The sequence below is a fragment of the Pseudomonas hygromyciniae genome, from assembly GCF_016925675.1.
Lineage (GTDB): Bacteria > Pseudomonadota > Gammaproteobacteria > Pseudomonadales > Pseudomonadaceae > Aquipseudomonas > Aquipseudomonas hygromyciniae.
Map to the genome: position 1 here is coordinate 2,472,548 of NZ_CP070506.1, position 23,906 is coordinate 2,496,453.

The following is a 23,906-nucleotide window of genomic DNA, read 5'->3' on the forward strand; positions in this document are numbered from 1 at the left end:
AAAGTCAGCTACCGAGATGATCGTCGGGAATGTTCAGGGCCGTGCCCATGCGCTGGCCCTCGTTGAGGATGTGGCGGCGCATTTCGGCGCTGGCCAGGGCGCTGTTCTTGTTGCGGATCGCGCGCACCACGGCTTCGTTTTCCTGCAGGCGTTCGGCCAGGTGTTCGGGCGAGTTGCGCAACACCTGGGCGCTTTGCTTGAGGGCGTTGCTGGTTTGTTGCACCACGTTCTGGAAGATCGGGTTGGAGGTCAGGGCGAACAACTCTTCGTGGAAAGCGATGTAGGCGTTCATCCCCGCTTCACTGTCGTTGGCTTCCAGGGCTTCGCGCATGTCCATCAAGGTCAGGCGCAGTTGCCCGATTTCCTTGCTGGTGATGGACTGGGCTACCAGGCCGACGATAAACGGCTCCAGGGTGTAGCGCAGTTGCAGGATGTCGGCGAGGCTGGCATCGGCCACCGCGTCATGGGCTTGGGGATCGTTGACGCTGGTTTCCAGCACGACCACGCCTTTGCCGGGCATCGAGCGCACCAGGCCGAGGGTTTCCAGCACGATCACCGCTTCGCGCAGGCTGGGGCGGCTGATGCCCAGTTGTTCGGCCAGTTCGCGCTGGCCGGGGAGCATCTCCCCGCGCTGCCATTGGCCTCGCGCCAGGGCGGCGCGCAGTTTTTCTACGACTGAATTGACGACGGTTGAAGTGCTGATCACGTCGTGGGCTCCTTGAATTTAAATAACCCATCAACTGTAGGAGCGAGCTTGCTCGCGAAAATCGTCAACGATAACGCGGGCAGACTGGGTGCGCGCGGTGCCTTGAAGTTTTTCGCGAGCAGGCTCGCTCCGACAGTGTGTGGGGAAGGTTCAGAACTCCTGGTGCGCCGGCAGCACCGGCTTCTTGGCCTGGAATGCATACCCTTGCTGCCCTTCCAGCACCTTGTTGGCCCTTTGGATATCAATGTCCTTTTCCCAGCGGGCAATGGCCACGGTGGCCACGCAGTTGCCGATCAGGTTGGTCATCGCCCGGCCGATCCCCATAAACCAATCCACCGCCAATACCAGCACCAGGCCCACTACCGGGATGGCGGGGATTGCGGTGAGGGTCGCCGCCAGAATCACCAGAGCCGAGCCCGGTATGCCGTGGGCGCCCTTGGAGGTAATCAGCGATACCAGCAGGATGGTCAGCAGGTCGGTCATCGACAACGGCGTACCGGTAGCGTTGGCGATAAACACGATGGCCAGGGTCAGGTAGATCGAAAAACCATCGAGGTTGAACGAGTAACCGGTGGGGATCACCAGGCCGACGGTGGAACTGCCAATGCCCAGGTGCTCCAGTTTACGCATGATCTGCGGCAACACGGCGTCGGACGAGGCGGTGCCCATCACGATCAGCAGTTCTTCGCGCAGGTATTTGAGCAGCGGCAACATCCGCAGGCCCGAAAACCGCATCACGGCACCGAGGATTATGGCGACGAAGGCCATGCACGTGAGGTAGAACAAGCCCACCAGGCTGCCCAGGTGTTGCAGCGAGTCCAGGCCGTAAGTGCTGGTGGTAAAGGCGATGGCACCGAACACACCAATCGGCGCCAGGCGCACGATCATGCCCATGATGCGGAAGATCACATGGCTCAACTCATTGATCAGTCGCGAAATGCCCGAGGCTGCTTCACCCACCAGGTTCAGCGCACTGCCGAACAGCACCGAGAACAACAGCACCTGCAAGACGTTGTTGTCGGCAAAGGCGCCGATCACCGAATTGGGGATCAGGTCCATCAAGAACTGGCTGGTGCCCTTGATATGCTGGCCACGGTCGGCCAGTTCATTGAGGCCGGCCGAAGACAATTGCTCCAGGTGGATATTGGCGCCGCTGCCGATCCCGGTACTGAAGGCCAGCACCAGACCGAGCACCAGGGCGATGGTGGTGAGGATTTCAAAGTAGATCACCGACTTGAGGCCGATGCGCCCGACTTTTTTCAAGTCGCCGGCCCCGGAAATACCGCTGACCACCACGCAGAACACGATCAGGCCGATCAGCATCTTGATCAGCTTGATAAAGCCGTCGCCCAGGGGTTTGAGCTGTGTGGAGAATTCGGGAAGGGCCAAGCCGCAAGCGATGCCGAGCATCAGGCCTATGACGACTTGCAGGAAAATCGAACGCGAGCACCATCTGAGCATGGGAAGGATCTCTATTCGGTGCCCTGGTGGGTCCAGGGCTTAATTGTTGTGGTCTGACCGGTAAGTCCAGTGCGTGGCCAGTCTACGCTTGGCTTTTTGCAAATCACAAGGGGTGAAGAGGGGGTTTGACGGAGCCGGTCATACCAGTTGCTCGGTAACCCTGATGCTTGAGCGGTTGGCGGCGTGGAATTTTTTTCGCTTATCATCCCAGGCTTGGCTGCTGAGGTGACGCATGGATATGCCCGGACTGACAACCGACGAAACAGGCCAGACCCGTTGTACCTGGCGTACGGCCGCCGCTGAATACCCCGATTATCACGACCACGAATGGGGCGTCCCGGTTGCCGACGACACTGCGTTGTACGAGAAAATCTGCCTGGAAGGCTTCCAGGCCGGCATGGCGTGGATCACCATCCTGCGCAAGCGCGAGCACTTTCGCCGGGCATTCGAGGGCTTTGATTTTCGCCGGGTGGCGCAGTACACCGAGGAAGACCTCCAGCGCCTGATGGCCGACCCGGGCATCGTGCGCAATCGCGCCAAAATTCTCTCGACCATCAACAATGCGCGCCGCGCCTGTGAGTTGGTGGACGAGTACGGCTCGCTGGCTGCGTGGCTATGGGCTTTCGAACCTGGGGCCGACGAGCGTCCGGCGCTGGTGGATATGGCCTATTGGACGGGCAACCCCACGACGCCAGCTTCGGTGCGCTTGTCCAAGGCCTTGAAGAAACGCGGCTGGACATTCGTGGGGCCGACGACGATGTACGCGTTCATGCAGGCGATGGGGATGGTCAACGACCACCTGCAAGGCTGCGCCTGCCGGCAGCCGATCGAAGACCTGCGGCGCCAGTTCAAGCAAGCCCGCTCGCCACAGGGGCTCTATCAAGCCCGCGTCTAGCAATCAGTTCTGCGCTGGCAGGGGCGTAAGCACATCAGCCTTGTCATCCATAACCATCACCACCAGTAACCTGGCCGGCTGGGTCTGGCTGGCATTGCTGGATTCGAAGTGGCGCGAGCCGGTCGGTTCGTAGAATGATTGCCCGGCTTTGTAGGTAATGGCCGGTTCATCGTTGACCCGCGAGGTGATTTCACCTTCCAGCACATAAGCCACCGCCGTGCCGGTATGGCTATGGGGTACGGTGGCCTGGCCCGGTGCGTAGTCCACGGTGAGCATGGTGGTTTTCTTACCAGGCACGTTGCTCAAGGCATGCTCTTGCAGGACCTTGATCGCTTCCTGGTTGTAGACCGGCCCATGGGCAAAGGCGCTTAGCGAAGCCAGCAGGAGGGTAGTGCCGAGGAGTATTTTCATGGTGCAGTTCTCTAGGATTACAGACCCCATCACCCTACGCCCGGCACCGTGAGGCACCTATAGCCAATCCTATGGAAAACCCCTTAGCCAATCTGCTGGAGGATATCGCGCACCTTGTCCAGCGATGGGTCGATATCCAGGGTCTCGATGGCCCCAAAGCCGATCATCAGGCCGCACTGCACCGGTGCCTCATGAAAAAACACATCCAATGGGTACAGCCCGACTTCCATTTGGCGCGCCAGCTCGATCAGCAAGGGAATGTTCACCGGCCTCTTGCACAGCGCTGCCAGGTGGAACCCGGCCACGCTGGGCACGGCTTCGAACCAGGGTGACAAGTCGCCGGCCAGGCGGCTGAGGATGCGCTCGCGGCGGTTAGCGTAGACGGTGTGACAGCGCCGGATGTGCTTGAGCAGGTAGCCTTCGCTGATGAACTTGGCGAGTGCCCATTGCGGCAGTGTCGAGGTGTGCTGGTCGGTCAGTTGCTTGGCCTTGACCACCGCGCCATGGATCGCCGGCGGCAGTACCGCGTAGCCCAGGCGCAGGTCCGGCAGCAGGGTTTTGGAGAAGGTCCCGACGTAGGCCACAATGCCGCGCTCGTCCATGCTTTGCAGGGAGTGGGTGGGTCGGCCTTCATAGCGGAAATCACTGTCGTAGTCGTCTTCGATGATGATCGCGCCCAATTCCAGCGCGCGTGCCAGCAGCGCCTCGCGACGAGCCTGGCTCATGGGCATGCCGAGGGGGAATTGATGTGAGGGCGTCACATAGATCAGCCGTGTGCCCTGGGGAATCTGGGTGACCTGGATACCTTCGGCATCCACCGGCACGCTGGCCACCGTCGCCCCTACGGCCTCGAACATCAAGCGGGCGGGGGTGTAGCCGGGGTCTTCCATGGCCACCAGACTGCCGGGTTCCAGCACCACCCGGGCGATCAGGTCCAAGGCTTGCTGGGCGCCATTGCACACCACAATGTCGGTGTCGCGGCAGTTGACCCCCCGGGAAAACGCGATGTGCCCGGCGATTGCGCTACGCAGGGCCGGCAGGCCTTCGGGTTGGCTATAAAACCCACTGTTCTGGGCCGTGCGTCGCAAGGCGTCGAGGGTACAGCGCCGCCATTCGTCCTGGGGGGAACAGGCTGCGGGTGGTGGCGCCGCCGATGAACTCGCAGCGCAAGGTGCCGTCGCGGGTCGGGTGGCGCATGGGCGAGGGCAGTGCCTGCCATTTGGCCAGGTGGGCGGCGCAGGCCAGGTCGGCAGCGTCCTGGCGCCGGGCAGGGCGGTTGGCCTGGCTGCTGACGAAGGTGCCACGGCCGATCTTCCCCACCAGCAGCCCTTCATAGGTCAGCAGCGCATAGGTGTCGGAGACGGTCTTGCGCGACACCCCCCAACTGCTCGGCCAGCAGGCGGCTGGGCGGCAGCTGCGCACCCGAGGCCAGGCGCCCGGATTGGATGGCCGCGAGCAATTGCCGATACAGCTGTTCGGCCAGATCCTTGCGGCCATTGATGACGACGTGTAATTCCATGGTGCATCCAGAGGCGGTCAGACTGCGCCCAGATTACCCGCAACCTCAGGGCGCGCCTACGGCCAAGGCGGTCTAGGCATAAAGCGTCACTTTGGCTATAGGGCTGGGGCCTGCGCGGTTTTAAGCTGGCGGCCATCGTCTTTGCCCATCGAGGCCGCCCCCTATGCCACCGCGTCTGGACTACTACACGGCTTCGCCCCAAGCGCTTAAAGGCATGATGGTGCTCGAAGCGACGCTGTTTGAGCTGTCCATCGACAGGCCTTTGCTGGACCTGATCAGGATTCGCGTCTCGCAACTGAACCACTGTGGTTTTTGCAGTGACATGCACGCCATGGCGGCGTTGGCGCGGGGCGAGAGCACGCGGCGCTTGTTGGCGTTGTGTGTGTGGCGCGATTCGCCGTTGTTCAGCCGCCGCGAAAAACTTGCCCTGGAATGGAGCGAGGCCACGGCGCTGCTGGCGTGCGCGGGCGTGCCGGACGCGCTGTTCGCCGCCGTCCGCGCCGAGTTCGGCGAGCAGGCCCTGGTGGACCTGACCATGGCGGTTACGACCATCAGCGGCTGGAATCGCTTGGCCGTCGCCTTTGGCCAGTTGCCGCCAGAATAACCCCCCCGGGATAAAGATCTACCACTGCGGCGCTAGTGGGCCGTAGCACCATCGCCCTATGCCAGGCACCTGTTGCCGGCAAACCATATGACCCACGTCATGGCATAGGGAACGACTCATGACTCAACCCGATACACCCGCAGTGGACGCATCCTTGGAACTGGCCGATCTGGACACCCGGCTGGGGGATCTGCTGGTCGGTGTTTTACCCGTTCGCCGTACCGTCCTGGCTGAAATGGGCGCACAGATAGAGGGCAAGCCCATCAGCGCGCGACACCTGGCTAGGCGCGAGGCTGACCAGACGCTGCTTGATTCGATTCGCTTTGCGGCCCCGCAACTCAAGGCATTCCTGGGCGCGGACGTGACCGGCAGTGACAACAGCGCTAGCCTGCTGTTCGAGTTCGCCGCATTACGCTCCACCCCGGCCAAGCCGCTGCTTGAGATGGCGCCGGGCCCGGACAGCAGTGACACGATGAGCCGGCTCGACAACTTGCTGCGCGCCGTGCAGAACACCAACTTCAATCAGATCCTACAGCGTGAAGGCCTGCCCGCCTGGGTGGACACCCCTCGAAGCCGTACCCTGGAAGCAATGGGTACCGGCCTGCAGGTCTATGGCTATTACAGCGCAATCAACGCCTTGGCCCAGGCCATCAGGACCGGTGACATTCGCCAGACCCTGGCCGCCGGTGCCGAGTTGCTCGCCGAGCTGACATCCAACGCGCTGGAGTTGGCCCTGGAGCGCCTGGGCAAGCGCATGCTGGAGAACGGCGGGCGCGTGTTCAAGGGGTTTTGTGCGAGCACCGTAGGCCAATTATTGCGGCGCGGCGCGGGCCTGTTTGCCCAGGTATTAACCCTGCCGTTCGACATCTACAGTGCGGTGCAGTCACTCAAGGACGCGGCGAAGTCCCAGGGCAAGGAGGCGATGGACCACTACGTCAATGCCGGTTTCAGCCTGGCCAGTGCGGCACTGGGCGTGGTGCTGGGGATCGCCGCGCTGGCAGGCTTCAGCTATGCCGGGCCGTTGGGGATTGCCGCAGCCGTCGTCCTGATGCTCGGGGCGCAGATCTACAGCGCGGTACGCCAGGTGGATGACATTGACGACTACATCGAGCTGAGCGTGTCTGAGCGCTTGAGGGCCGGCTGGCTGTCGTTTGCAGGCCGTGAGCTGGACGAGGATGTACGCAACCGCTATCTGCTGGCGAGGATGGAAAAACAGCACGCTGCCTATCTCACCGACGTGGCCGAAAAGTGGATGCGCGGCGCGCTCAAGAGCACCGTACACGCGGTGGTCAATGGTCGGTTCGAGGTGCGCATGATCCCCGTGCGGCAGTGGAAGCACCGTTGGGACGAGGCGGCGGGAGAGCAGCCCTATGTGGACAGTACTGCACCGGCCATCCATGACGCTGACGATGTGTTCGATGGCTCCCACGCCGGGGTCAGCCAATTGCCCGGGGTGGTACTCGGGGCGCCGTTCACCCATGCAGCGATTCTCTGGCGCCTGGGCGGGGGCAACGACGACATTCGGGGCCTGCTGGAGATGCGCAATATCTTTCAGTTCGGTGCGGGGCACAAACGACTCACCGGAGGGATACGCGATGACCAGTTTGTGTTTGACCTGTCGCCCGATACGCTAGATGCCGTTGCCACCCCCGGTGTGGCGAGCGAACTGCACGGTGGCAGTGGCAGCGATACGTTGCATTTGAGCAACCCTCAATCGTATGCCGAGGGCATTGAGGGGTTTGCCATCGACCTGGATGCCGGCCGCGTCACCCGGCGCAAAGATGCCGGCCGCAGCGGGCTGTCGAACCAGATCAACCTGGACTCGATCGAGAACGTCGCGACCCCGGCGGGTATGGCCAGTCATGTCAAAGGTTCGGCCCAGGCCAATCTCCTGATCGCCGAAGGCAACAACGACCGGATCGAGGCGGGGGCCGGCGATGACACGATCATCGTCAACGGCGCCGATGCCTGGGTCGACGGTGGGGCGGGCAACGACCGCTACATCATCGCCAGCAACCGAGGCACCGTCACGCTGCATGAGCAACACTGGCAGGACGACACGTTGATCGAGCTGGGGTGGGAGCTGTCCACCATTGCCGCCTGGGTGATCCAGGACTGCGCATTGGTGATCCGCTCCTTGCGCGGCCTCGACGGCGAATTGCCAGAGCGCCTGGTCAGGATTGAAAACCTTTACCTGTGTGAGTCTGGTGAGCGGCGCCTGGCCCGCCATAACCTGCGCCTGCTGACGGCGGACGGTTACACGCTGGAGCCGGTTCTGCCCCCGTTGTTGAGTGCGCAGGGCGATCAGCCGATCAAGGTGGCTGCCCGCTCGGCCAACCCTGCGCCGACGTTTCAGCGTGTATTGGCGGGCGGCGAATTTGTGGTGCCGTTCGGCCTGTCGACCCGCTGCTTTGTCGAGCGCGGCGCGGCCGAGAAGCGTGCGCGGGTGCGAATCCACGGCGGCGCCACCGCCTGTACGCTGTACCTGGACTACAGCACCGAGGAACTGATCGAGGTTATGGCCGGGTATCGCGTGACCCTGCGCAGCCAGAATGCGGTCGACTCACTGACTTACAGCGATGTGACCTTGACGCTGACCTTCGCGGATGGCGGGCGGTTGGTGCTGGCCGATTTCGCCAGCGACCGCGCGGCAATGCGCACCCCTGTCGTTTCCAACATCCGCGCCGCCAGCCTGAAGCTCGACTGTGAGTTCGTGCTGGTCTTCAAGGATGGCGTGTCTTATCGAGTCCAGGCACTGCAGCAATCCTACCTGCAAGACCGTGCCCAGCCAGGCTTCAGGGCCTTCGAAGGCCGGCCGGCGTTGGTGGCGAGGGTCGGCGCCTATGGGTTTTTCCGGCCGCCGAGTGCCAAAGGCGTATGGCTGCAATCGCAGCCGCAGACCCTGCGTATCCCGGCTGAGCCCCATCGTCAGTCCTACGCCCTGGTGGGGCGCGGGTCGGTATACGCGGTGTACCCCAGCACCGGGGTGACCATTGCCTTGTCGACGCCCGGTGCCCTGGCGAAAACCTCGGATGCGTCCACATGGCTGATCAACACCAGCGGCCTGGATGAGGTCATCGACCACAGCCAGATCAGCCTCGTCGATCACACGCTCAAGGTGGGCAGCGTGACGCTGAACCTGCCAGTGGTCACGGACCCGCAGGTGCCATTGGAGCAATTGAGTGTGCTGACCCTCGAAGGTGATCGGTACGAGATCCGGCTCGATCTGGGCAGCGTTTTCCTGGTGCAACTGGATGCCTCGCGTTACCTGACCATTGCCGATGTCTGGCAGCAACTGCGCCTGCGGCGCCAGTACTCAACCTTGACCGCGCGCCGCTTGCGGGTGCTCGGTGTGCAACTGGCGGACGGCACCGCCAGCGCCATTCATTACGACATGCTGCTCGATCGTTGGGGCGCCGACCTTGATCCCGCGCGCAACGTGACGTCGGCTGACCTGATGCGTGTAAGCGCGTCACTTAACTAACTCTGGAAAAGGATTTCTATGCAACAGACACCTCATTCCCCCAGGCCTGGGCCATCGAGGCTGGCCGATGGGCTGGCGACTCGCGTCGAGGCGGGGATCGATGCCGGCCTGGTCAGGGACTTCGGCCCCCTGGGCCGCACGCCCCACGCCGAACATCGGGCGAGCCGCCCGCCGACGTGGGGGCTACGAAGCCTCGTTTACCGTACCGCAGATCAGTGACCTGGATGTGCCGGGCCCGATGCCGCCAATGGCCGTACTGGTCCCCGGGGCGCAGCTGTCCGCGCCGAGCGCCGATGGCGTGCTGAGCCACAACGGTCGGACCTATCTTGAGCTGGTCACCCGCGAGACGGTGCTGGCCGTTCGCGACCCGGCCACCGGTGAGTTCCGCGAGCGCGCCCCCCATCAATTGGCCGCCACGGGGGCGCCGCTGCAGCGGGTGGCGGGCACTTCAACCTGGACGAGGAGTGGCGCTGCGACGCCTGTCCCGCAGGCGATATCGGTCCCGGTCACTGTCAGAGGGCGCCTGGACCCAGTGTGGGATCTGCAGCGGTATGACGTCAGCCAGGCGCGCGGCGTGCCGCCGTTGCCTATGCCAGGGATGCACGACTTTGTGGTGGAAGGCCAGCGTTACTACGTCGATATGCGGTTCGTCTTGAAGGCCTACAAGAGCCAGCACAGTCATATCATGCAACGCGACGCCAACGGTCGCTTGCGCAACCAGGGTTCAGTGGCCGAAGACGGCATCTTCCGGCTGGGCATGGCGCCATTGACCTATCTGCCTATCGGTGGTGTCACCAGCCGTGTGGAGGTCGATACGGTGCGCAATAAATGGCGGCTGTACGGCAACGGGGTTGAGCCGATTTATCTGGATACCGGCGGCCATTTGAGCTCATGGGTGCCGGAGCTTCGATTGCGCGAGATCGGCGACATTATTGCGGATGCGCGCAGGGTATTGGGCTACACCGGGGTCAGCAGCGACATGAGCCAGGGGCTGATGTCGACCATGGACAAACACACTTACCGCTATATGCAGCAATACGCGCGACAACTGATCGTATTTGACACCCGGGCCATACGCGAGGCGTCGGTGCGGGATCGGGATCGCCTGATTGACGAGCATATCTGGCGCCATGGTTATCCCTATGATCGCCTGCGACAGGCCATCAGCGCCCAAGCCGATGGCCGGGCCTTGCCGGTGGGCATTGCGCAGTTCGACCCGTTGCAGGGCATGGCCACGGTCAGCGCGCGCGAGGGTGGTAGTTTCAATCTCCAGATCGTCAGCCGCCACGACCAACTGCACTACCCCAGGCGTCAACGAAGTGATGCCCATCAAAGGTTATTCGAGCAGTGGAGTGCCCTGAGTATCCAAGCTACGGCAGCGCGTGGAAAGGCCAATGAGCTGATGTACCAGCAGATGTTGGTCGACGATGGCTACCAGATTCTTTCAGGAGGCACCTACGGTGGGGGGCAGTACGGTTTTGACCTGGTATTCACGGGGCCGACGGGGGCGGTTTATCTGCTGGAAGTCAAACATAGTCCACCGGGCAACCCGGACCGTTTGTCTCCTGTCAGTATGGCGATGAGGGGTGGGTACTGGCAGATGGAGGACCGCTGGGTAGAAGCGGTGCTCGCCCATTCCGAGGTCGCGAGGTCACAGGCTGGGGTTGCCGTCAGACAGGCGCTGAGCAATCAACGGTTATTCAAGCTGATCGGCGCCACGACATCCAATGGCACTCAGTATTTGTTCAAGATTGATATGAGCCCGGTGCGCTGAGGGGGTGTGGCTGGGGGGGGAAGAGCTGTGGTTGTTGTGGCTAGGGGACAAGCCCCCTAGCCACATAAGCTCCACCTCGCCGCACGAGCTGCGGGTGTCAGGACAGGAAGCCGCCATCGACATTCAGCGACACACCTGTGGTATAGGTCGAGGCGTCGCTGGCCAGGTAGAGCACGGCGCCGGCCATTTCGCTTGGGTCGGCTACGCGTTTGAGCGGGATCTGCGCCAGGGCCATGTTGAGGATCGATTCGTTCTTGACCAGTGCCGAGGCAAATTTGGTGTCGGTCAGGCCCGGCAGCAGGGCGTTGCAGCGAATGCCGAACTGCGCACATTCCTTGGCGAAGACCTTGGTCATATTGATCACGGCGGCCTTGGTCACCGAGTAGATACCCTGGAAATGCCCGGGAGAAATGCCGTTGATCGAAGCCACGTTGATGATGCTGCCGCCCCCGTTTTCACGCATCAGCTTGCCGGCTTCCACCGACATGAAGAAGTAGCCGCGAATGTTCACGTCGACGGTTTTCTGGAAGGCCCCCAGGTCAGTGTCCAGTACGTTGCAGAACTGTGGGTTGGTCGCGGCATTGTTGACCAGGATGTCCAGGCGCCCGAACTGCTCGCGAATCCCGGCAAACACCTGGGTGATCTGCTCCATCTCGCCGATATGGCAAGCAATGGCCGTGGCCTTGCCACCGGCGGCGATGATCGCGTCGGCCACGTGTTGGCAGCCATCGATCTTGCGACTCGACACAATCACATGGGCGCCTTGCTGGGCCAGCAACTTGGCAATGGCCTCACCGATGCCACGGCTGGCGCCGGAGACAAACGCGATCTTGCCGTCGAGGTCGAACAGGTGGGTCTTGGACATGGTGGTTCCTTGTCGGTCAAAGGGTGGATTTGTTGATCACGTTCAGGCTCATCTGCTCCAGCAGCTTGTTCATCTGGATGAACTGCGCAAAGCGTTTGTCCTGGGTCTGGCCATGGAAGAAGCGGTAGTAGATCTGTTGCACGATGCCAGCCAGGCGAAACAGGCCGTAGGTGTAGTAGAAGTCGAAATTGTCGATCTGGATGCCTGAGCGCTCGGCGTAATAATCGACAAACTGGCGGCGGGTGAGCATGCCGGGCGCGTTGCTCGGCTGGCGGCGCATCAGTTGCACGGGCGCAGGGTCGGCGGCTTCGATCCAATAGGCGAGGCTGTTGCCCAGGTCCATCAGCGGATCGCCGAGGGTGGTCAGTTCCCAGTCCAGCACGCCGATGATCTGCATCGGATTGTTGGGGTCGAGGATCACGTTGTCGAAACGGTAGTCGTTATGCACGATGCTGGAAGTCGGGTGATCGGCCGGCATCTTGTCGTTGAGCCAGGCGCGCACGGCTTCCCATTTCGGGGCGTCGGGGGTCAGGGCTTTTTCGTAGCGATCGCTCCACCCGCTGATCTGGCGTGCCACGTAACCTTCGGGCTTGCCCAGGTCGGCCAGGCCGCAGGCGTGGTAGTCCACTTGGTGCAGTTCGACGAACTTGTCGATGAAGCTTTTACACAGGGCTTCGGTGCGCCCGGCGTCCAGACCCAGCTCCGGCGGCAGGTCCGAGCGCAGGATGATGCCCTTGACCCGCTCCATCACATAGAACTCGGCACCGATCACCGATTCGTCAGTGCAGTGCAGGTAGGCCTTGGGGCAGTAGGGGAAGCCGTCCTTGAGTTGATTGAGGATGCGGAATTCGCGGCCCATGTCATGGGCAGACTTGGCCTTGTGGCCAAAGGGCGGGCGGCGCAGGACGAACTCCTGGCCGGGGTACTCCAACAGGTAGGTCAGGTTGGACGCGCCGCCAGGAAACTGGCTGATGGTGGCGCTGCCGCTCAAGCCAGGGATATGGGCCTTGAGGTAGGGGTCGATGAGGCTGGCATCCAGTTCTTCGCCAGGGCGAATCTGGGTGGATTGGTCATTGAGCGCCATGCTTATCCCTTCTGCTTATTCTTGAGGCCTTGGACTATTGGCTAATCTAATGCGCACAGCCGACCCGCCACAAGGCTGGCACGGCTTAATAGGTTAGCGTGTTGGATGATAATCAGCGTGCCTGATCGGTCACTTTTCGGGCGGCGGCAAGGCGACTGGCGTGAGTACCGGGCGCCCGGCGAAGTACTCCATCAGGTTGTCCGCCACCCGTTGCACGGTGTCATGGGCCGCTTCCGGCGACAGCCCGGCCACGTGCGGGGTGAGCACGGTATTGTTGAGCCGCTTGAGGGCGTCGGGTACGTTGGGCTCATCGTCGAACACATCCAGCGCCGCACCGCCGATGCGCCGCAGTTCGAGGGCGCTGATCAGGTCGGCGGTGACGATCACGCTGCCACGGGCGATGTTGACCAGAAAGCCATTGGGGCCAAGGGCATCCAGGGCCTGGCGGTCGATCAGGTGGCGGGTGCCGGGGCCGCCAGGCGTGGCGATGATCAGGAAGTCCGACGTACGTGCCAACTCCACCGGCGTGGCGCAGTAGGTGTAGTCCACATCGCTGCGGGGCTGGCGGCTGTGGTAGCTGATCTGCATGTCGAAACCCAGGGCCGCGCGCTTGGCGATCGCCATGCCCACCGCGCCGAGCCCCAGGATCCCCAGGTGCTTGCCCGAAAGTGAGGGGCGCATGACCTTCGGCCATTCACTGCGCCGTACCGCCGCGTCGGCCCGTGGAATGTCCCGTACCAACGAAAGCAACAGCGCCATGGCGTGATCCGCCACCGACGGCGCATTGACCCCGGCCCCGTTGGTCACCACGATCCCACGATTGCTGGCGGCCTGCAGGTCAACCTGTTCGTAGCCTGCGCCGATCACGCAGATGATTTCCAGCAACGGCAGCGCGGCGATTTCCTCGGCATGCAGGCCCAGCGGGCCACGGGTCAGGACCGCCTGGATCTGCCCGCCATGGGTTTCGATTGCTTGTCTGCGTTCGGTTGGGGGTAGGGGCGAGGATGACATGCAAGTCGTTGCTTTCGATGATCGACAGGTAGTCGTTGATGGTTTCGACCAGGACCAGAACGGTAACGGGCATGGGAGGGCTCTTCCAGAGGGCTTTGATGGAAGAGAGTATGCACATTTTAGCTGCGACGTCGGCGCCGCGAGGCAGAAAAAGCGCCGGACCAGATGCCCGGCGCTGTTTACGCAGGCTTAACCGATGCGCGGGGTGGGAATCAGGGTGGGGTTGGAAGGTCGTGCCCGGTACTCGGTGCCATTGAACGGAAAACTCGGCAGTTCGGGCTGCGTGGGCGCGGGGGGCGTTGTTCTGGTTGATTTGAGCCTCGATGTGTTGCGAGACGCTGTCCACCACCAGGCCGGCATTGAAGAAGGTCGAGTAAACATTGGGCAGTACTGCGGTCATGGTTTGCACTCCAGGTACAAAGGGTCAGTAGAATCCACGCGCCCGCGTTACCTCGCGGGGCGCGGGCACTGCGATGCGTCCTGTGGGTGGTGGATGCACCGCAAACGTTCCCGCCTGAATAACTCTTGCAATATAACCACCTCGGATCAGTTGCGCCCGGCAGGTCTCGGCTGCGCTGCATTCGTCAGCTAAGTCTTTGCTTATGCAGGCGAATCCCGGACAATCGCGCCCCCTGTTACGGTCGTGGCGCTGCCTGTCAGGTTTTTCTGACTCGCCGCGATCGTATGAAAGCGGAGAACCGAGCGGATGAATGATCAGGCCAATAGCGTCGATGAACGCTACGCAACGACACCTGTAACCCTCACGGGCTGGAGCCGCCAGGACACGACCTGGATGCTTGGCCTGTTCGGCACGGCGATTGGCGCCGGTACTTTGTTTCTGCCCATCAACGCAGGCCTGGGCGGCTTCTGGCCGTTGCTGATCCTCGCGCTGCTGGCGTTCCCCATGACCTACTACGCGCACCGTGGCCTGACCCGTTTTGTGTTGTCGGGGCGTGCGGGCTCGGACATCACCGAGGTGGTCGAAGAGCACTTCGGCATCAAGGCCGGTGCATTGATCACCTTGCTGTACTTCTTTGCAATCTTCCCGATCCTGCTGATCTACAGCGTGGCGTTGACCAATACGGTGGGCAGTTTCATGTCGCACCAGTTGCACATCGAGCCACCGCCACGGGCGCTGCTGTCGTTCGTGCTGATCCTGGGCTTGCTGGCCGTGGTGCGTTGTGGCGAGCAGGTGATCGTCAAGGCCATGAGCCTGATGGTGTATCCGTTTATTGTTGCCTTGCTGTTTCTGGCGGTGTATCTGGTGCCGCACTGGAACGGCGGCATCCTCAGCACCGCCAGCACTGTGCCGGCACCGTCGGCGCTGCTGCACACGCTGTGGCTGGCGATTCCGGTGATGGTGTTCTCGTTCAACCACTCGCCGATCATCTCGGCCTTCGCCGTTGACCAGAAACGCCAGTACGGCGCCCACGCCGAAGAGCGTAGCTCGCAGATCCTGTCCCGCGCCCACCTGTTGATGGTGGCGATGGTGCTGTTCTTCGTGTTCAGCTGCGTGCTGACCTTGTCGCCAAGCCAACTGGCAGAAGCCAAGGCGCAGAACCTGTCGATCCTGTCTTACCTGGCCAACCACTTCGATAACCCGACCATCGCCTTTGCTGCGCCATTGATTGCGTTCGTGGCGATTGCCAAGTCGTTCCTGGGCCACTACATCGGCGCCAGCGAAGGCCTCAAGGGCCTGATCGTCAAGAGTGGCCGCCGCCCGGGTGCCAAGGCCCTGGACCGCATGACAGCAGGCTTCATGCTGGTGGTGTGCTGGATCGTGGCCACCTTGAACCCAAGCATCCTGGGAATGATCGAGGCCCTGGGTGGGCCGATCATCGCCTCGATCCTGTTCCTGATGCCGATGTACGCGATTCGCAAGGTGCCGGCCATGGCCAAATACCGTGGGCAGGCGTCCAATGTGTTTGTCACGGCGGTAGGTTTGGTGGCGATCACAGCGGTGGTGTACTCCCTGTTGAGCTAAGCCTCAAGGCTGTACAGCGCTAAAAGGTGGTTTTGTGTGGGAGCGGGCTTGCCCGCGATGAGCATCGGTATCTACACAACTTTCAGAAACTGACGAACTCTCCTGTGGCGAGCGGGCTTGTCGGAACGCCGCATCGCCCGCGCTGGGCTGCGAAGCAGCCCCAGTAAGCCGTATGCGGTGTATCAGATACTCCGTAGCGGCTGGTTTTAGGGCTGCTTCGCAGCCCAGCGCGGGGCAAGCCCGCTCGCCACAACTGCGCTATCTGCCTGGATTTATGCGCTGCGGCAAAGTTGTGTAGATACCGATGCCGCGATGAGGCCACAACAGCCCCACATTTCTCCAGGCATAAAAAAACGCCGCGTACCTTGCGATACGCGGCGTTTTTTCTGTCAGCAGACCTTAGGCTTGAACCACCGGAATGTTGGCACTTGCAGCGATTTTGCGGAACTCGGCGATCTGGTCGAAGTTCAGGTAGCGGTAGACATCACTGGCCATGGTGTCCAGTTTCGCCGCGTAGCCCATGTACTCTTCGACGGTCGGCAGGCGACCCAGCGTGGAAGCGACTGCCGCCAGCTCAGCCGAAGCCAGGTAGACGTTGGCGCCATCACCCAGACGGTTCGGGAAGTTACGGGTCGAAGTCGACACTACAGTGGAGTTCGGCTCAACACGTGCCTGGTTACCCATGCACAGCGAGCAGCCCGGCATTTCCATGCGCGCGCCAGCCTTGCCGTAGATGCCGTAGTAGCCTTCTTCGGTCAGTTGGTGAGCGTCCATCTTGGTCGGCGGCGACAGCCACAGACGGGTTGGCAGCTGACCCTTGACCTGCTCCAGCAACTTACCGGCAGCGCGGAAGTGACCGATGTTGGTCATGCACGAACCGATGAACACTTCGTCGATCTTCTCGCCAGCAACGCTGGACAGCAGACGGGCGTCGTCCGGGTCGTTTGGCGCGCAGAGGATTGGCTCGTTGATTTCGGCCAGGTCGATCTCGATGACTTCGGCGTATTCGGCGTCGGCATCGGCTTCCATCAGCTCAGGGTTGGCAACCCAGGCTTCCATCGCTTGGGCACGACGTTCCAGGGTGCGCGCATCGCCGTAGCCTTCACCGATCATCCAGCGCAGCAGGGTGATGTTGGAGTTCAGGTACTCGGTGACGGAGTCTTTCGACAGCTTGATGGTGCAACCGGCAGCCGAACGTTCGGCCGAGGCATCGGACAGCTCGAAAGCCTGCTCCAGCGTCAGGTCGTTCAGACCTTCGATTTCCAGGATGCGACCCGAGAAGGCGTTTTTCTTGCCTTTCTTCTCAACGGTCAGCAGGCCGGACTGGATCGCGTAGTAAGGGATGGCATGAACCAGGTCACGTAGGGTTATGCCAGGTTTCATTTTGCCTTTGAAGCGCACCAGGATCGATTCCGGCATGTCCAGTGGCATTACGCCAGTGGCTGCGGCGAACGCGACCAGGCCAGAACCGGCCGGGAACGAGATGCCCATCGGGAAACGGGTGTGGGAGTCACCACCGGTACCCACGGTGTCTGGCAGCAGCATGCGGTTCAGCCAGCTGTGGATGATGCCGTCGCCTGGACGCAGCGATACACCGCCACGGGTCATGATGAAGTCAGGCAGGGTGTGGTGGGTGGTCACGTCGATCGGCTTTGGATAGGCCGCGGTGTGGCAGAAGGACTGCATCACCAGATCGGTGGAGAAGCCCAGGCATGCCAGGTCTTTGAGTTCATCACGGGTCATTGGACCGGTGGTGTCCTGGGAGCCGACGGTGGTCATCTTCGGTTCGCAGTAAGTACCTGGGCGAACGCCTTTGCCTTCTGGCAGGCCGCAAGCCTTGCCGACCATTTTCTGGGCCAGGGTGAAACCCTTGCCAGTGTCCACAGGTGCTTCAGGCAGCTTGAACAGATCGGTAGGGCCCAGACCCAGCTCGGCGCGCGCCTTGTCGGTCAGGCCACGGCCGATGATCAGCGGGATACGGCCGCCGGCACGTACTTCGTCCAACAGGACCGGGGTCTTCATTTCGAAGGTGGTCAGGACTTCATCGGTGCCGTGTTTGCAGACTTTGCCAGCATGCGGGTACAGGTCGATCACGTCGCCCATGTGCATGTTGGTGACGTCGAATTCGATTGGCAGTGCGCCAGCATCTTCCATGGTGTTGTAGAAGATTGGAGCGATCTTGCTGCCGAAGCAGAAGCCGCCAGCGCGCTTGTTAGGCACGTACGGGACGTCGTCGCCGAAGAACCACAGCACCGAGTTGGTCGCCGACTTACGGGAAGAACCGGTACCGACCACGTCACCGACGTAGGCGATCGGGAAACCCTGGCCGCGCATTTCTTCGATCTGCTTCATCGGGCCGGTCTTGCCTTGCTCGTCCGGCACGATGCCTTCACGGGCCATTTTCAGCATGGCCAGGGCGTGCAGCGGGATGTCAGGACGGGACCAGGCATCGGGAGCAGGGGACAGGTCGTCGGTGTTGGTTTCGCCGGTGACCTTGAATACGCGCAGGCTGATCTTGTCGGCCAGGGTCGGGCGGTTCTTGAACCACTCGCCGTCGGCCCAGGACTGGATCACTTCCTTGGCGTGCTGGTTGCCGTTCTTGGCTTTTTCCGCGACGTCGTGGAAAGCATCGAACATCAGCAGGGTGTGCTTGAGCTGGGCAGCTGCAACGGCGGCCAGTTCGGCGTCGTCCAGCAGTTCGACCAGGGTCACGATGTTGTAGCCGCCTTGCATGGTGCCGAGCAGTTCAACAGCGCGTTTTTTGTCGATCAGGGGAGAAGAAACTTCGCCCTTGGCCAGGGCAGACAGGAAACCGGCCTTGACGTAGGCCGCTTCGTCAACGCCTGGTGGAATGCGGTTGGTGATCAGGTCAACGAGGAACTCTTCTTCGCCAGCCGGGGGATTTTTCAGCAGCTCGACCAGGCCTGCGGTTTGTTCGGCGTTTAGCGGCTGGGGAACGATACCCAGGGCTGCACGCTCTTCGATATGTTTGCGGTAGGCTTCAAGCACAGTTATTACCCTCATCAGTGGTCCCACGGGACGCTCATCCAGACATGCACGGCACGCATGCGCTCGAGGGCTTTTTGGGCCGTAGAGCCAGCGCTGCCGGCATTTCTCACAGAAGCTGCTTTCAAAGTTTTACGCCTGCAGAACGGAGCTGATGAGGGTTGGTGCTGGTTATTTGAAGGGTAAACAACCAGCGCCAACACCGTTCTGAAGGAACGACTGTGCTCGTGACGCTTTGAAAACAGCTTCCAACGGATTATTTGGCGCCTTACAAGGCCGGATGATTCTACGGCAAAAAAATTCTAAAGGTAAGTTGCCGCAGCAAGTTTGCAGGGTGATGAACCTTAGACAAAGGGCTAACATGGGCCACTGTTTCGCTGATTTGTGCGCTGCCACCCATGTCCAACCAAACCATCAAGACCCCTTGCATCGGCCTGTGCTCCACGGTTTACGGCGATCTCGTGTGCCGCGGCTGCAAGCGTTTCCACCACGAAGTGATCCAGTGGAACGGCTATGGCGAGGAAGAAAAACGCGCCGTATGGCTGCGGCTTGAGCAACTGCTGGTGCAGGTGATGGCGGGCAAACTGGAGGTCTTCGACCCCAAACAGCTGCGTTGGCAGCTGGAGCAACGCAAAATCCGCTTTGTGCCGCACCAGTCCGAATACTGCTGGGCCTACCAGTTGATCGCCCGGGGTGCGCGGGTGATCAACAACCTGGAAGCCTATGGCATGGTGCTCATGCCGGAGTTTCGCGACTGGAATCTGCCGGAACTGCGCGATGCCATTGATCGGGAGTTTTTTATCCTGTCCGAGGCGCATTACCAGCGTTACATCGCGCCTGGCTTCCTCAAGGATGCACTTTCTGGCTGACGCCACCGATCAAAATGTGGGAGCGGGCTTGCCCGCGATGGCGTCCGTTCAGGCAGAGATGTATCAACTGACCCATCGCTATCGCAGGCAAGCCAGCTCCCACCTTTGATTTGTGGTGTGGCCAAAATACTCTGCCCGACAAAGATCCCTGTGGGAGCGGGCTTGCCCGCGATGGCGTCCGTTCAGACAGAGCTGTATCAGCTGACCCACCGCCATCGCAGGCAAGCCAGCTCTCACACTCTTGATGTGGGTTATTCCTGGCTGGCCAGTTCTTCCAGGTGATCGATGATGCTCTGGGGCTTGAGCACCAGCACATCGCTCTCCAGCGCATCGAGCACCACTTCCGCCGTGTTGCCGATCAGCGCCCCGGAAATCCCGGTGCGCGCCACGGTGCCGATGATCGTGACCGCCGCCCGCAGTTTATGGGCGGCATGGGGAATCAGCACATCGGCCGGGCCTTCTTCGATATGCAGGTGGCTGTCATCGATGTCGAATTTGGCCTGGAACGCCTTGCACTGCTCGCGATAGCGGGCCTCGATGGTTTCCTTGAGTTGGAACACCGGATCGGCTGCCGACAGCATGGGCGATGGATGGGCGCTGATCACGTGCAATTGGCCCTTGGCCAGACTGGCAATGTCAAAACCATGGTCGATAATGGCGGCGTGCAGGGCTTTATGCTCGTTATCGAGGTTACCCACGTCGATGGCCGCGAGGATCACCCCATCGGTCCATGGGGTCGCGGTCTTGACCAACAGCACTGCCGCCGGGCACAAGCGCAGCAGCTTCCAATCATCCGGCGTCAGCAGGGCCTTTTTCAGCGGGCTGTCGGGGTAGTGTTGCTTGATCACCAGTGCGCAGCCTTCGGCTTGCTGCACGTCGATGATGGTTTCGTGCCGGTTGTTGCTCCATGCCTGTTCGGTACTGACCTTGTAGCCGTCTGCCAACAGTTGTTCCTTCAGCAAGCTCAACAATGCCGAATGCTCATGTTTTTTATCGCACACCAGTAAATGCAGGTGTGCGTCGGTCACCTCGGCGATCAGCTTGGCGCGCTTGAGGGCCAGACTCTCCGAGTGTTCGGGCTCGATGATCACGAGGATTTTGCCAATTTCGTTCATGAGCGGGATCTCCAAGGGGAAGGACAGGGCTTGGAACAACTATAGTTGTTGCCTGGCGTGCGGCATGTTGATGCACATCAAGGCCCGTGACTGGTGGTCTGCAGCCGGGTCGGTATAATCGGCGGCCTTTTGTGATCCTTTGCCCGTGAGCCCGATGAACCTGCCCGAAATCCATGAATTCCTCGGTTGCCGCACCCCCGATGCCTGGGTCCAGGCCGCACTGGCCGACCAGGAAACCCTGCTGATCGACCACAAGAACTGTGAGTTCAAGGCCGCCAGCACTGCATTGAGCCTGATTGCCAAGTACCACTCCCATGTCGACCTGATCAACATGATGTCGCGCCTGGCCCGCGAAGAGCTGGTGCATCACGAGCAGGTCATGCGCCTGATGAAAAAGCGCAAGATCGAACTGCGTCAGCTGCATGCCAGCCGCTATGCCTCGGGTTTACGCAAGGTGGTGCGCAGCCACGAGCCGGTCAAGCTGGTGGACACCCTGGTGGTGGGCGCTTTTATCGAAGCGCGCAGTTGCGAGCGTTTCGAAGCACTGGTGCCGCATTTGGACGAGGAACTCGGCAAGTTCTACTTTGGCCTGCTGAAAAGCGAGGCGCGACACTTCCAGGGCTATCTGAAGCTGGCCTATCAGTACGGCGATGCCAAGGATGTGGCGCAGGTGATCGAGCGGGTGCGCGCCGCCGAGCAGGAACTGATCGAATCACCGGACGTCGAGTTCCGTTTCCACAGCGGCGTACCGGCCTGAGCGTGAAAGACTGCGGGCTATTTGTAAAAAACTCTTAAAAACATGAAGTTTGCGTCGAAGCCTCGCTGTAAGGGGCTTTGCATGCGCTTTTGGAGCGCGGTTGCCCACTATAATGCGCGCACTTCAATCGGCGCGCGCAGTGGAAACTTATGGAAAACCTGGGTCTGGGCAAGGTCCTGCTCGTTGAGGACGATGAGAAGCTGGCAGGGCTGATCGCGCATTTCCTGGCACAGCATGGCTTTGAAGTGCGCGTGGTTCACCGGGGCGATGAGGCCGTGGCGGCGTTCCTGGCCTTCAAGCCGAAGATCGTCGTGCTCGACCTGATGCTGCCGGGCCAGAGCGGCCTGCATGTGTGTCGCGAGATCCGCAATGTGTCTGACACACCCATCGTGATCCTCACCGCCAAGGAGGATGACCTGGACCATATCCTCGGCCTGGAATCCGGCGCCGATGACTACGTGATCAAACCGATCAAGCCGCCGGTACTGCTGGCACGTCTTCGAGCCTTGCAGCGCCGCCATCTGCCGGAGCCGACGGTGCGCGGCTCGCTGGCGTTCGGCCAACTGGCGATTGACCGTAGTTGCCGGGGCGTGAGCCTGGGTGATGAGAAGATCGACCTGACCACCATGGAGTTCGAGCTGCTGTGGTTGCTGGCCAGCAGTGCGGGGAAGATCCTCTCGCGCGACGATATCCTCAACCGCATGCGCGGGATTGCCTTCGATGGGCTCAACCGCAGTGTCGATGTGTATATCAGCAAGCTGCGCAGCAAACTCAACGACAACCCCCGAGAGCCGGTGTGCATCAAGACCATCTGGGGCAAGGGCTACTTGTTCAATCCGTTTGCCTGGGAGGTCTAGCCCGATGCTGCGCCTGTTTCTGCGCCTGTACATCATCCTGGCCCTGGGGTTGGCGGGGGCGATCTGGCTGGTGAACTACACCTTTGACGAATTGCTGCCCGAAGCCAACGAAACCTACAACCGTGAAGCCATGCGCGGCCCGGCCTACGGCCTGGTGGAGCAGTTGCGTCCATTGCCGCCCGGGCCGGCCCGCGAGGCGCGGCTGGCCGAGCTGCAAAAGCACTATGGCTTGCGCCTGGGGTTTATTGACCGCGACGCAGCCGGTCTTGACCCCCGCGAGCAACAGTTGCTGGCTGATGGCAAGTTGGTGGTGCGCGGCGACTTCATGGAGTTCATCACTGAAATCGACGGCGGCGCGCAACTGCTTGAGATCAAGCTACCGGTGGAACCACGCTGGCTGTACCTGTGGGCCTATAGCCTGTTGGGCCTGTGCCTGGCCATCGTCCTGTATTTCTGGGTGCGCCCGCACTGGCGTGACCTTGAGCACATCCGCCTGGCGGCCCAGCGTTTTGGTGACAATGACTTGGGCTCGCGCATCCTGTTGCCGCGTCGCTCCACCGTGCGTGAGTTGGCCGGGCACTTCAACCAGATGGCCGAACGCATCGAGCACTTGATCGCCAACCAGCGTGAGCTGACCAACGCGGTGTCCCATGAATTGCGCACACCGATTGCGCGCTTGTCGTTTGAACTCGATCAACTCAAGCAGGAAGCGGACCCGCGCCAGAGCCGCGCGCTGATTGGCGACATGTACGCCGACCTTGGCGAGCTGGAAGACATGGTTTCCGAGCTGTTGACCTACGCCAGCCTTGAGCGTGGTGCCACACAGGTCACTCGCGAGAACATCGAGGCCCAAAGCTGGCTCGACAGTGTGATCGGCAGCGTCGCCCTGGAAGCGGAAGCGGAAGGCGTGCAGTTGTCACTGCGCACCTGTGAAGTGGAGTTCATCCAGATTGAGCCACGGTTTATGGCGCGCGCTGTGATCAACCTGCTGCGCAATGCCATTCGTTACGCTGAGCATCGGGTGGAGGTGTCGCTGGTCAAATTCGGCAGTGGCTATGAGGTACGCGTCTGCGATGACGGCCCCGGCGTACCTGAGGATGGCCGGGAGAAAATCTTCCAGCCGTTTATGCGCCTGGACGCCAGCCGCGACCGCCGCACCGGCGGCTTTGGCCTGGGCCTGGCGCTGGTCCAGCGGGTCAGCCAGTGGCATGGCGGGCAGGTGCAGGTGCTGGACTCGCAGTGGGGCGGGGCGTCGTTCCGCATGACTTGGGCCTACACCGAACTGTAGATTTGTACCTGTAGTGGCGAGCGGGCTGTTGTGGCAAGTGAGCTGTTGTGGAGAGAGGGCTGTTGTGGCGAGCGGGCTTGCCCTCGCGCTGGGCTGCGGAGCAGCCCCAAACCCGGCCACCGCGGTATGTCTGAAGAGACGCGCGGACTTATTGGGGCTGCTCCGCAGCCCAGCGCGGGCAAGCCCGCTCGCCACAACAGCGCACTCCCCACAGCC

16 protein-coding genes and 4 pseudogenes are annotated in these 23,906 nt (G+C 61.5%); 10 read left to right on the forward strand and 10 right to left on the reverse strand.

Annotated features, from left to right (window positions below):
• Nucleotides 1–4: 4 nt before the first annotated feature.
• Nucleotides 5–706: a FadR/GntR family transcriptional regulator gene (locus tag JTY93_RS10770; RefSeq protein ID WP_169998685.1), complete on the reverse strand. Its 702-nt coding sequence runs from the start codon at nucleotides 704–706 to the stop codon at nucleotides 5–7.
• Between the two features lie 12 nt (nucleotides 707–718).
• Here JTY93_RS10770 and JTY93_RS28995 point away from each other — a divergent pair.
• A pseudogene (locus JTY93_RS28995) lies at nucleotides 719–844 on the forward strand (outer membrane lipoprotein carrier protein LolA); the annotation flags it as partial.
• A 12-nt stretch (nucleotides 845–856) separates the two neighbouring features.
• Here the strand turns inward: JTY93_RS28995 and JTY93_RS10775 are convergent.
• On the reverse strand, nucleotides 857–2,167 hold the full coding sequence (locus tag JTY93_RS10775) for a C4-dicarboxylate transporter DctA (protein ID WP_240344600.1): 1,311 nt from the start codon (nucleotides 2,165–2,167) through the stop codon (nucleotides 857–859).
• Between the two features lie 232 nt (nucleotides 2,168–2,399).
• On the opposite strand from JTY93_RS10775, the gene JTY93_RS10780 reads away from it, so the two are divergent.
• Complete coding sequence (locus JTY93_RS10780) at nucleotides 2,400–3,062, forward strand: DNA-3-methyladenine glycosylase I (protein WP_205479308.1); 663 nt, start codon at nucleotides 2,400–2,402, stop codon at nucleotides 3,060–3,062.
• 3 nt (nucleotides 3,063–3,065) lie between these two features.
• Here the strand turns inward: JTY93_RS10780 and JTY93_RS10785 are convergent, their stop codons facing one another.
• The 3 genes and pseudogenes from JTY93_RS10785 to JTY93_RS29910 all read right to left on the reverse strand — a co-directional run.
• Nucleotides 3,066–3,473, reverse strand: coding sequence for a cupin domain-containing protein (locus tag JTY93_RS10785; protein ID WP_205479306.1), 408 nt, complete (start codon nucleotides 3,471–3,473; stop codon nucleotides 3,066–3,068).
• Between the two features lie 83 nt (nucleotides 3,474–3,556).
• Nucleotides 3,557–4,682: pseudogene (locus JTY93_RS10790) on the reverse strand (aminotransferase-like domain-containing protein); the annotation flags it as partial.
• Between the two features lie 80 nt (nucleotides 4,683–4,762).
• A pseudogene (locus tag JTY93_RS29910) lies at nucleotides 4,763–4,992 on the reverse strand (GntR family transcriptional regulator); the annotation flags it as partial.
• A gap of 163 nt (nucleotides 4,993–5,155) precedes the next feature.
• Here JTY93_RS29910 and JTY93_RS10795 point away from each other — a divergent pair.
• From JTY93_RS10795 to JTY93_RS10805, 3 genes are all read left to right on the forward strand, one after another.
• On the forward strand, nucleotides 5,156–5,596 hold the full coding sequence (locus JTY93_RS10795) for a carboxymuconolactone decarboxylase family protein (RefSeq protein WP_205479296.1): 441 nt from the start codon (nucleotides 5,156–5,158) through the stop codon (nucleotides 5,594–5,596).
• A 118-nt stretch (nucleotides 5,597–5,714) separates the two neighbouring features.
• The gene (locus tag JTY93_RS10800; RefSeq protein ID WP_205479294.1) at nucleotides 5,715–9,080 is read left to right on the forward strand and encodes a calcium-binding protein; all 3,366 of its coding nucleotides are present in this window, start codon (nucleotides 5,715–5,717) and stop codon (nucleotides 9,078–9,080) included.
• 100 nt (nucleotides 9,081–9,180) lie between these two features.
• The gene (locus JTY93_RS10805) at nucleotides 9,181–10,854 is read left to right on the forward strand and encodes a hypothetical protein (RefSeq protein WP_205519006.1); all 1,674 of its coding nucleotides are present in this window, start codon (nucleotides 9,181–9,183) and stop codon (nucleotides 10,852–10,854) included.
• Between the two features lie 97 nt (nucleotides 10,855–10,951).
• Here the strand turns inward: JTY93_RS10805 and JTY93_RS10810 are convergent, their stop codons facing one another.
• The 3 genes and pseudogenes from JTY93_RS10810 to JTY93_RS10820 form a co-directional block, all read right to left on the reverse strand.
• Nucleotides 10,952–11,719, reverse strand: a complete 768-nt coding sequence (locus JTY93_RS10810) for an SDR family oxidoreductase (RefSeq protein WP_104912158.1) — start codon at nucleotides 11,717–11,719, stop codon at nucleotides 10,952–10,954.
• A 16-nt stretch (nucleotides 11,720–11,735) separates the two neighbouring features.
• Nucleotides 11,736–12,803, reverse strand: coding sequence for a phosphotransferase family protein (locus tag JTY93_RS10815; RefSeq protein WP_205479290.1), 1,068 nt, complete (start codon nucleotides 12,801–12,803; stop codon nucleotides 11,736–11,738).
• Nucleotides 12,804–12,932: 129 nt separating this feature from the next.
• A pseudogene (locus JTY93_RS10820) lies at nucleotides 12,933–13,887 on the reverse strand (2-hydroxyacid dehydrogenase).
• Between the two features lie 633 nt (nucleotides 13,888–14,520).
• Between JTY93_RS10820 and JTY93_RS10825 the strand changes: the two are divergent.
• Nucleotides 14,521–15,798: an HAAAP family serine/threonine permease gene (locus JTY93_RS10825; protein ID WP_205479283.1), complete on the forward strand. Its 1,278-nt coding sequence runs from the start codon at nucleotides 14,521–14,523 to the stop codon at nucleotides 15,796–15,798.
• A 399-nt stretch (nucleotides 15,799–16,197) separates the two neighbouring features.
• Here JTY93_RS10825 and acnB read toward each other — a convergent pair whose 3' ends face one another.
• Nucleotides 16,198–18,807: a bifunctional aconitate hydratase 2/2-methylisocitrate dehydratase gene (gene acnB / locus JTY93_RS10830; RefSeq protein ID WP_029294832.1), complete on the reverse strand. Its 2,610-nt coding sequence runs from the start codon at nucleotides 18,805–18,807 to the stop codon at nucleotides 16,198–16,200.
• 395 nt (nucleotides 18,808–19,202) lie between these two features.
• On the opposite strand from acnB, the gene JTY93_RS10835 reads away from it, so the two are divergent.
• The gene (locus JTY93_RS10835) at nucleotides 19,203–19,673 is read left to right on the forward strand and encodes a DUF1289 domain-containing protein (protein ID WP_029294834.1); all 471 of its coding nucleotides are present in this window, start codon (nucleotides 19,203–19,205) and stop codon (nucleotides 19,671–19,673) included.
• A 251-nt stretch (nucleotides 19,674–19,924) separates the two neighbouring features.
• Here the strand turns inward: JTY93_RS10835 and uspL are convergent, their stop codons facing one another.
• Complete coding sequence (uspL, locus tag JTY93_RS10840) at nucleotides 19,925–20,788, reverse strand: universal stress protein UspL (RefSeq protein ID WP_205480679.1); 864 nt, start codon at nucleotides 20,786–20,788, stop codon at nucleotides 19,925–19,927.
• 154 nt (nucleotides 20,789–20,942) lie between these two features.
• On the opposite strand from uspL, the gene JTY93_RS10845 reads away from it, so the two are divergent.
• The 3 genes from JTY93_RS10845 to JTY93_RS10855 all read left to right on the forward strand — a co-directional run bounded on the left by JTY93_RS10845 (nucleotide 20,943) and on the right by JTY93_RS10855 (nucleotide 23,690).
• Complete coding sequence (locus tag JTY93_RS10845) at nucleotides 20,943–21,545, forward strand: MiaE family protein (protein WP_029294839.1); 603 nt, start codon at nucleotides 20,943–20,945, stop codon at nucleotides 21,543–21,545.
• Between the two features lie 149 nt (nucleotides 21,546–21,694).
• Nucleotides 21,695–22,402, forward strand: coding sequence for a winged helix-turn-helix domain-containing protein (locus JTY93_RS10850; RefSeq protein WP_205480670.1), 708 nt, complete (start codon nucleotides 21,695–21,697; stop codon nucleotides 22,400–22,402).
• A 4-nt stretch (nucleotides 22,403–22,406) separates the two neighbouring features.
• Complete coding sequence (locus tag JTY93_RS10855; protein ID WP_205480669.1) at nucleotides 22,407–23,690, forward strand: ATP-binding protein; 1,284 nt, start codon at nucleotides 22,407–22,409, stop codon at nucleotides 23,688–23,690.
• Nucleotides 23,691–23,906 lie beyond the last annotated feature (216 nt).

Excerpts from the sequence above, each read along its gene's own strand:
- JTY93_RS10775 (WP_240344600.1), bottom strand. The coding sequence starts at position 2,167 with ATGCTCAGATGGTGCTCGCGTTCGATTTTCCTGCAAGTCGTCATAGGC.
- JTY93_RS10780 (WP_205479308.1), top strand. The coding sequence starts at position 2,400 with ATGGATATGCCCGGACTGACAACCGACGAAACAGGCCAGACCCGTTGT.
- JTY93_RS10785 (WP_205479306.1), bottom strand. The coding sequence starts at position 3,473 with ATGAAAATACTCCTCGGCACTACCCTCCTGCTGGCTTCGCTAAGCGCC.
- JTY93_RS10795 (WP_205479296.1), top strand. The coding sequence starts at position 5,156 with ATGCCACCGCGTCTGGACTACTACACGGCTTCGCCCCAAGCGCTTAAA.
- JTY93_RS10800 (WP_205479294.1), top strand. The coding sequence starts at position 5,715 with ATGACTCAACCCGATACACCCGCAGTGGACGCATCCTTGGAACTGGCC.
- JTY93_RS10805 (WP_205519006.1), top strand. The coding sequence starts at position 9,181 with ATGCCGGCCTGGTCAGGGACTTCGGCCCCCTGGGCCGCACGCCCCACG.
- JTY93_RS10810 (WP_104912158.1), bottom strand. The coding sequence starts at position 11,719 with ATGTCCAAGACCCACCTGTTCGACCTCGACGGCAAGATCGCGTTTGTC.
- JTY93_RS10815 (WP_205479290.1), bottom strand. The coding sequence starts at position 12,803 with ATGGCGCTCAATGACCAATCCACCCAGATTCGCCCTGGCGAAGAACTG.
- JTY93_RS10825 (WP_205479283.1), top strand. The coding sequence starts at position 14,521 with ATGAATGATCAGGCCAATAGCGTCGATGAACGCTACGCAACGACACCT.
- JTY93_RS10835 (WP_029294834.1), top strand. The coding sequence starts at position 19,203 with ATGTCCAACCAAACCATCAAGACCCCTTGCATCGGCCTGTGCTCCACG.
- uspL (WP_205480679.1), bottom strand. The coding sequence starts at position 20,788 with ATGAACGAAATTGGCAAAATCCTCGTGATCATCGAGCCCGAACACTCG.
- JTY93_RS10845 (WP_029294839.1), top strand. The coding sequence starts at position 20,943 with ATGAACCTGCCCGAAATCCATGAATTCCTCGGTTGCCGCACCCCCGAT.
- JTY93_RS10850 (WP_205480670.1), top strand. The coding sequence starts at position 21,695 with ATGGAAAACCTGGGTCTGGGCAAGGTCCTGCTCGTTGAGGACGATGAG.
- JTY93_RS10855 (WP_205480669.1), top strand. The coding sequence starts at position 22,407 with ATGCTGCGCCTGTTTCTGCGCCTGTACATCATCCTGGCCCTGGGGTTG.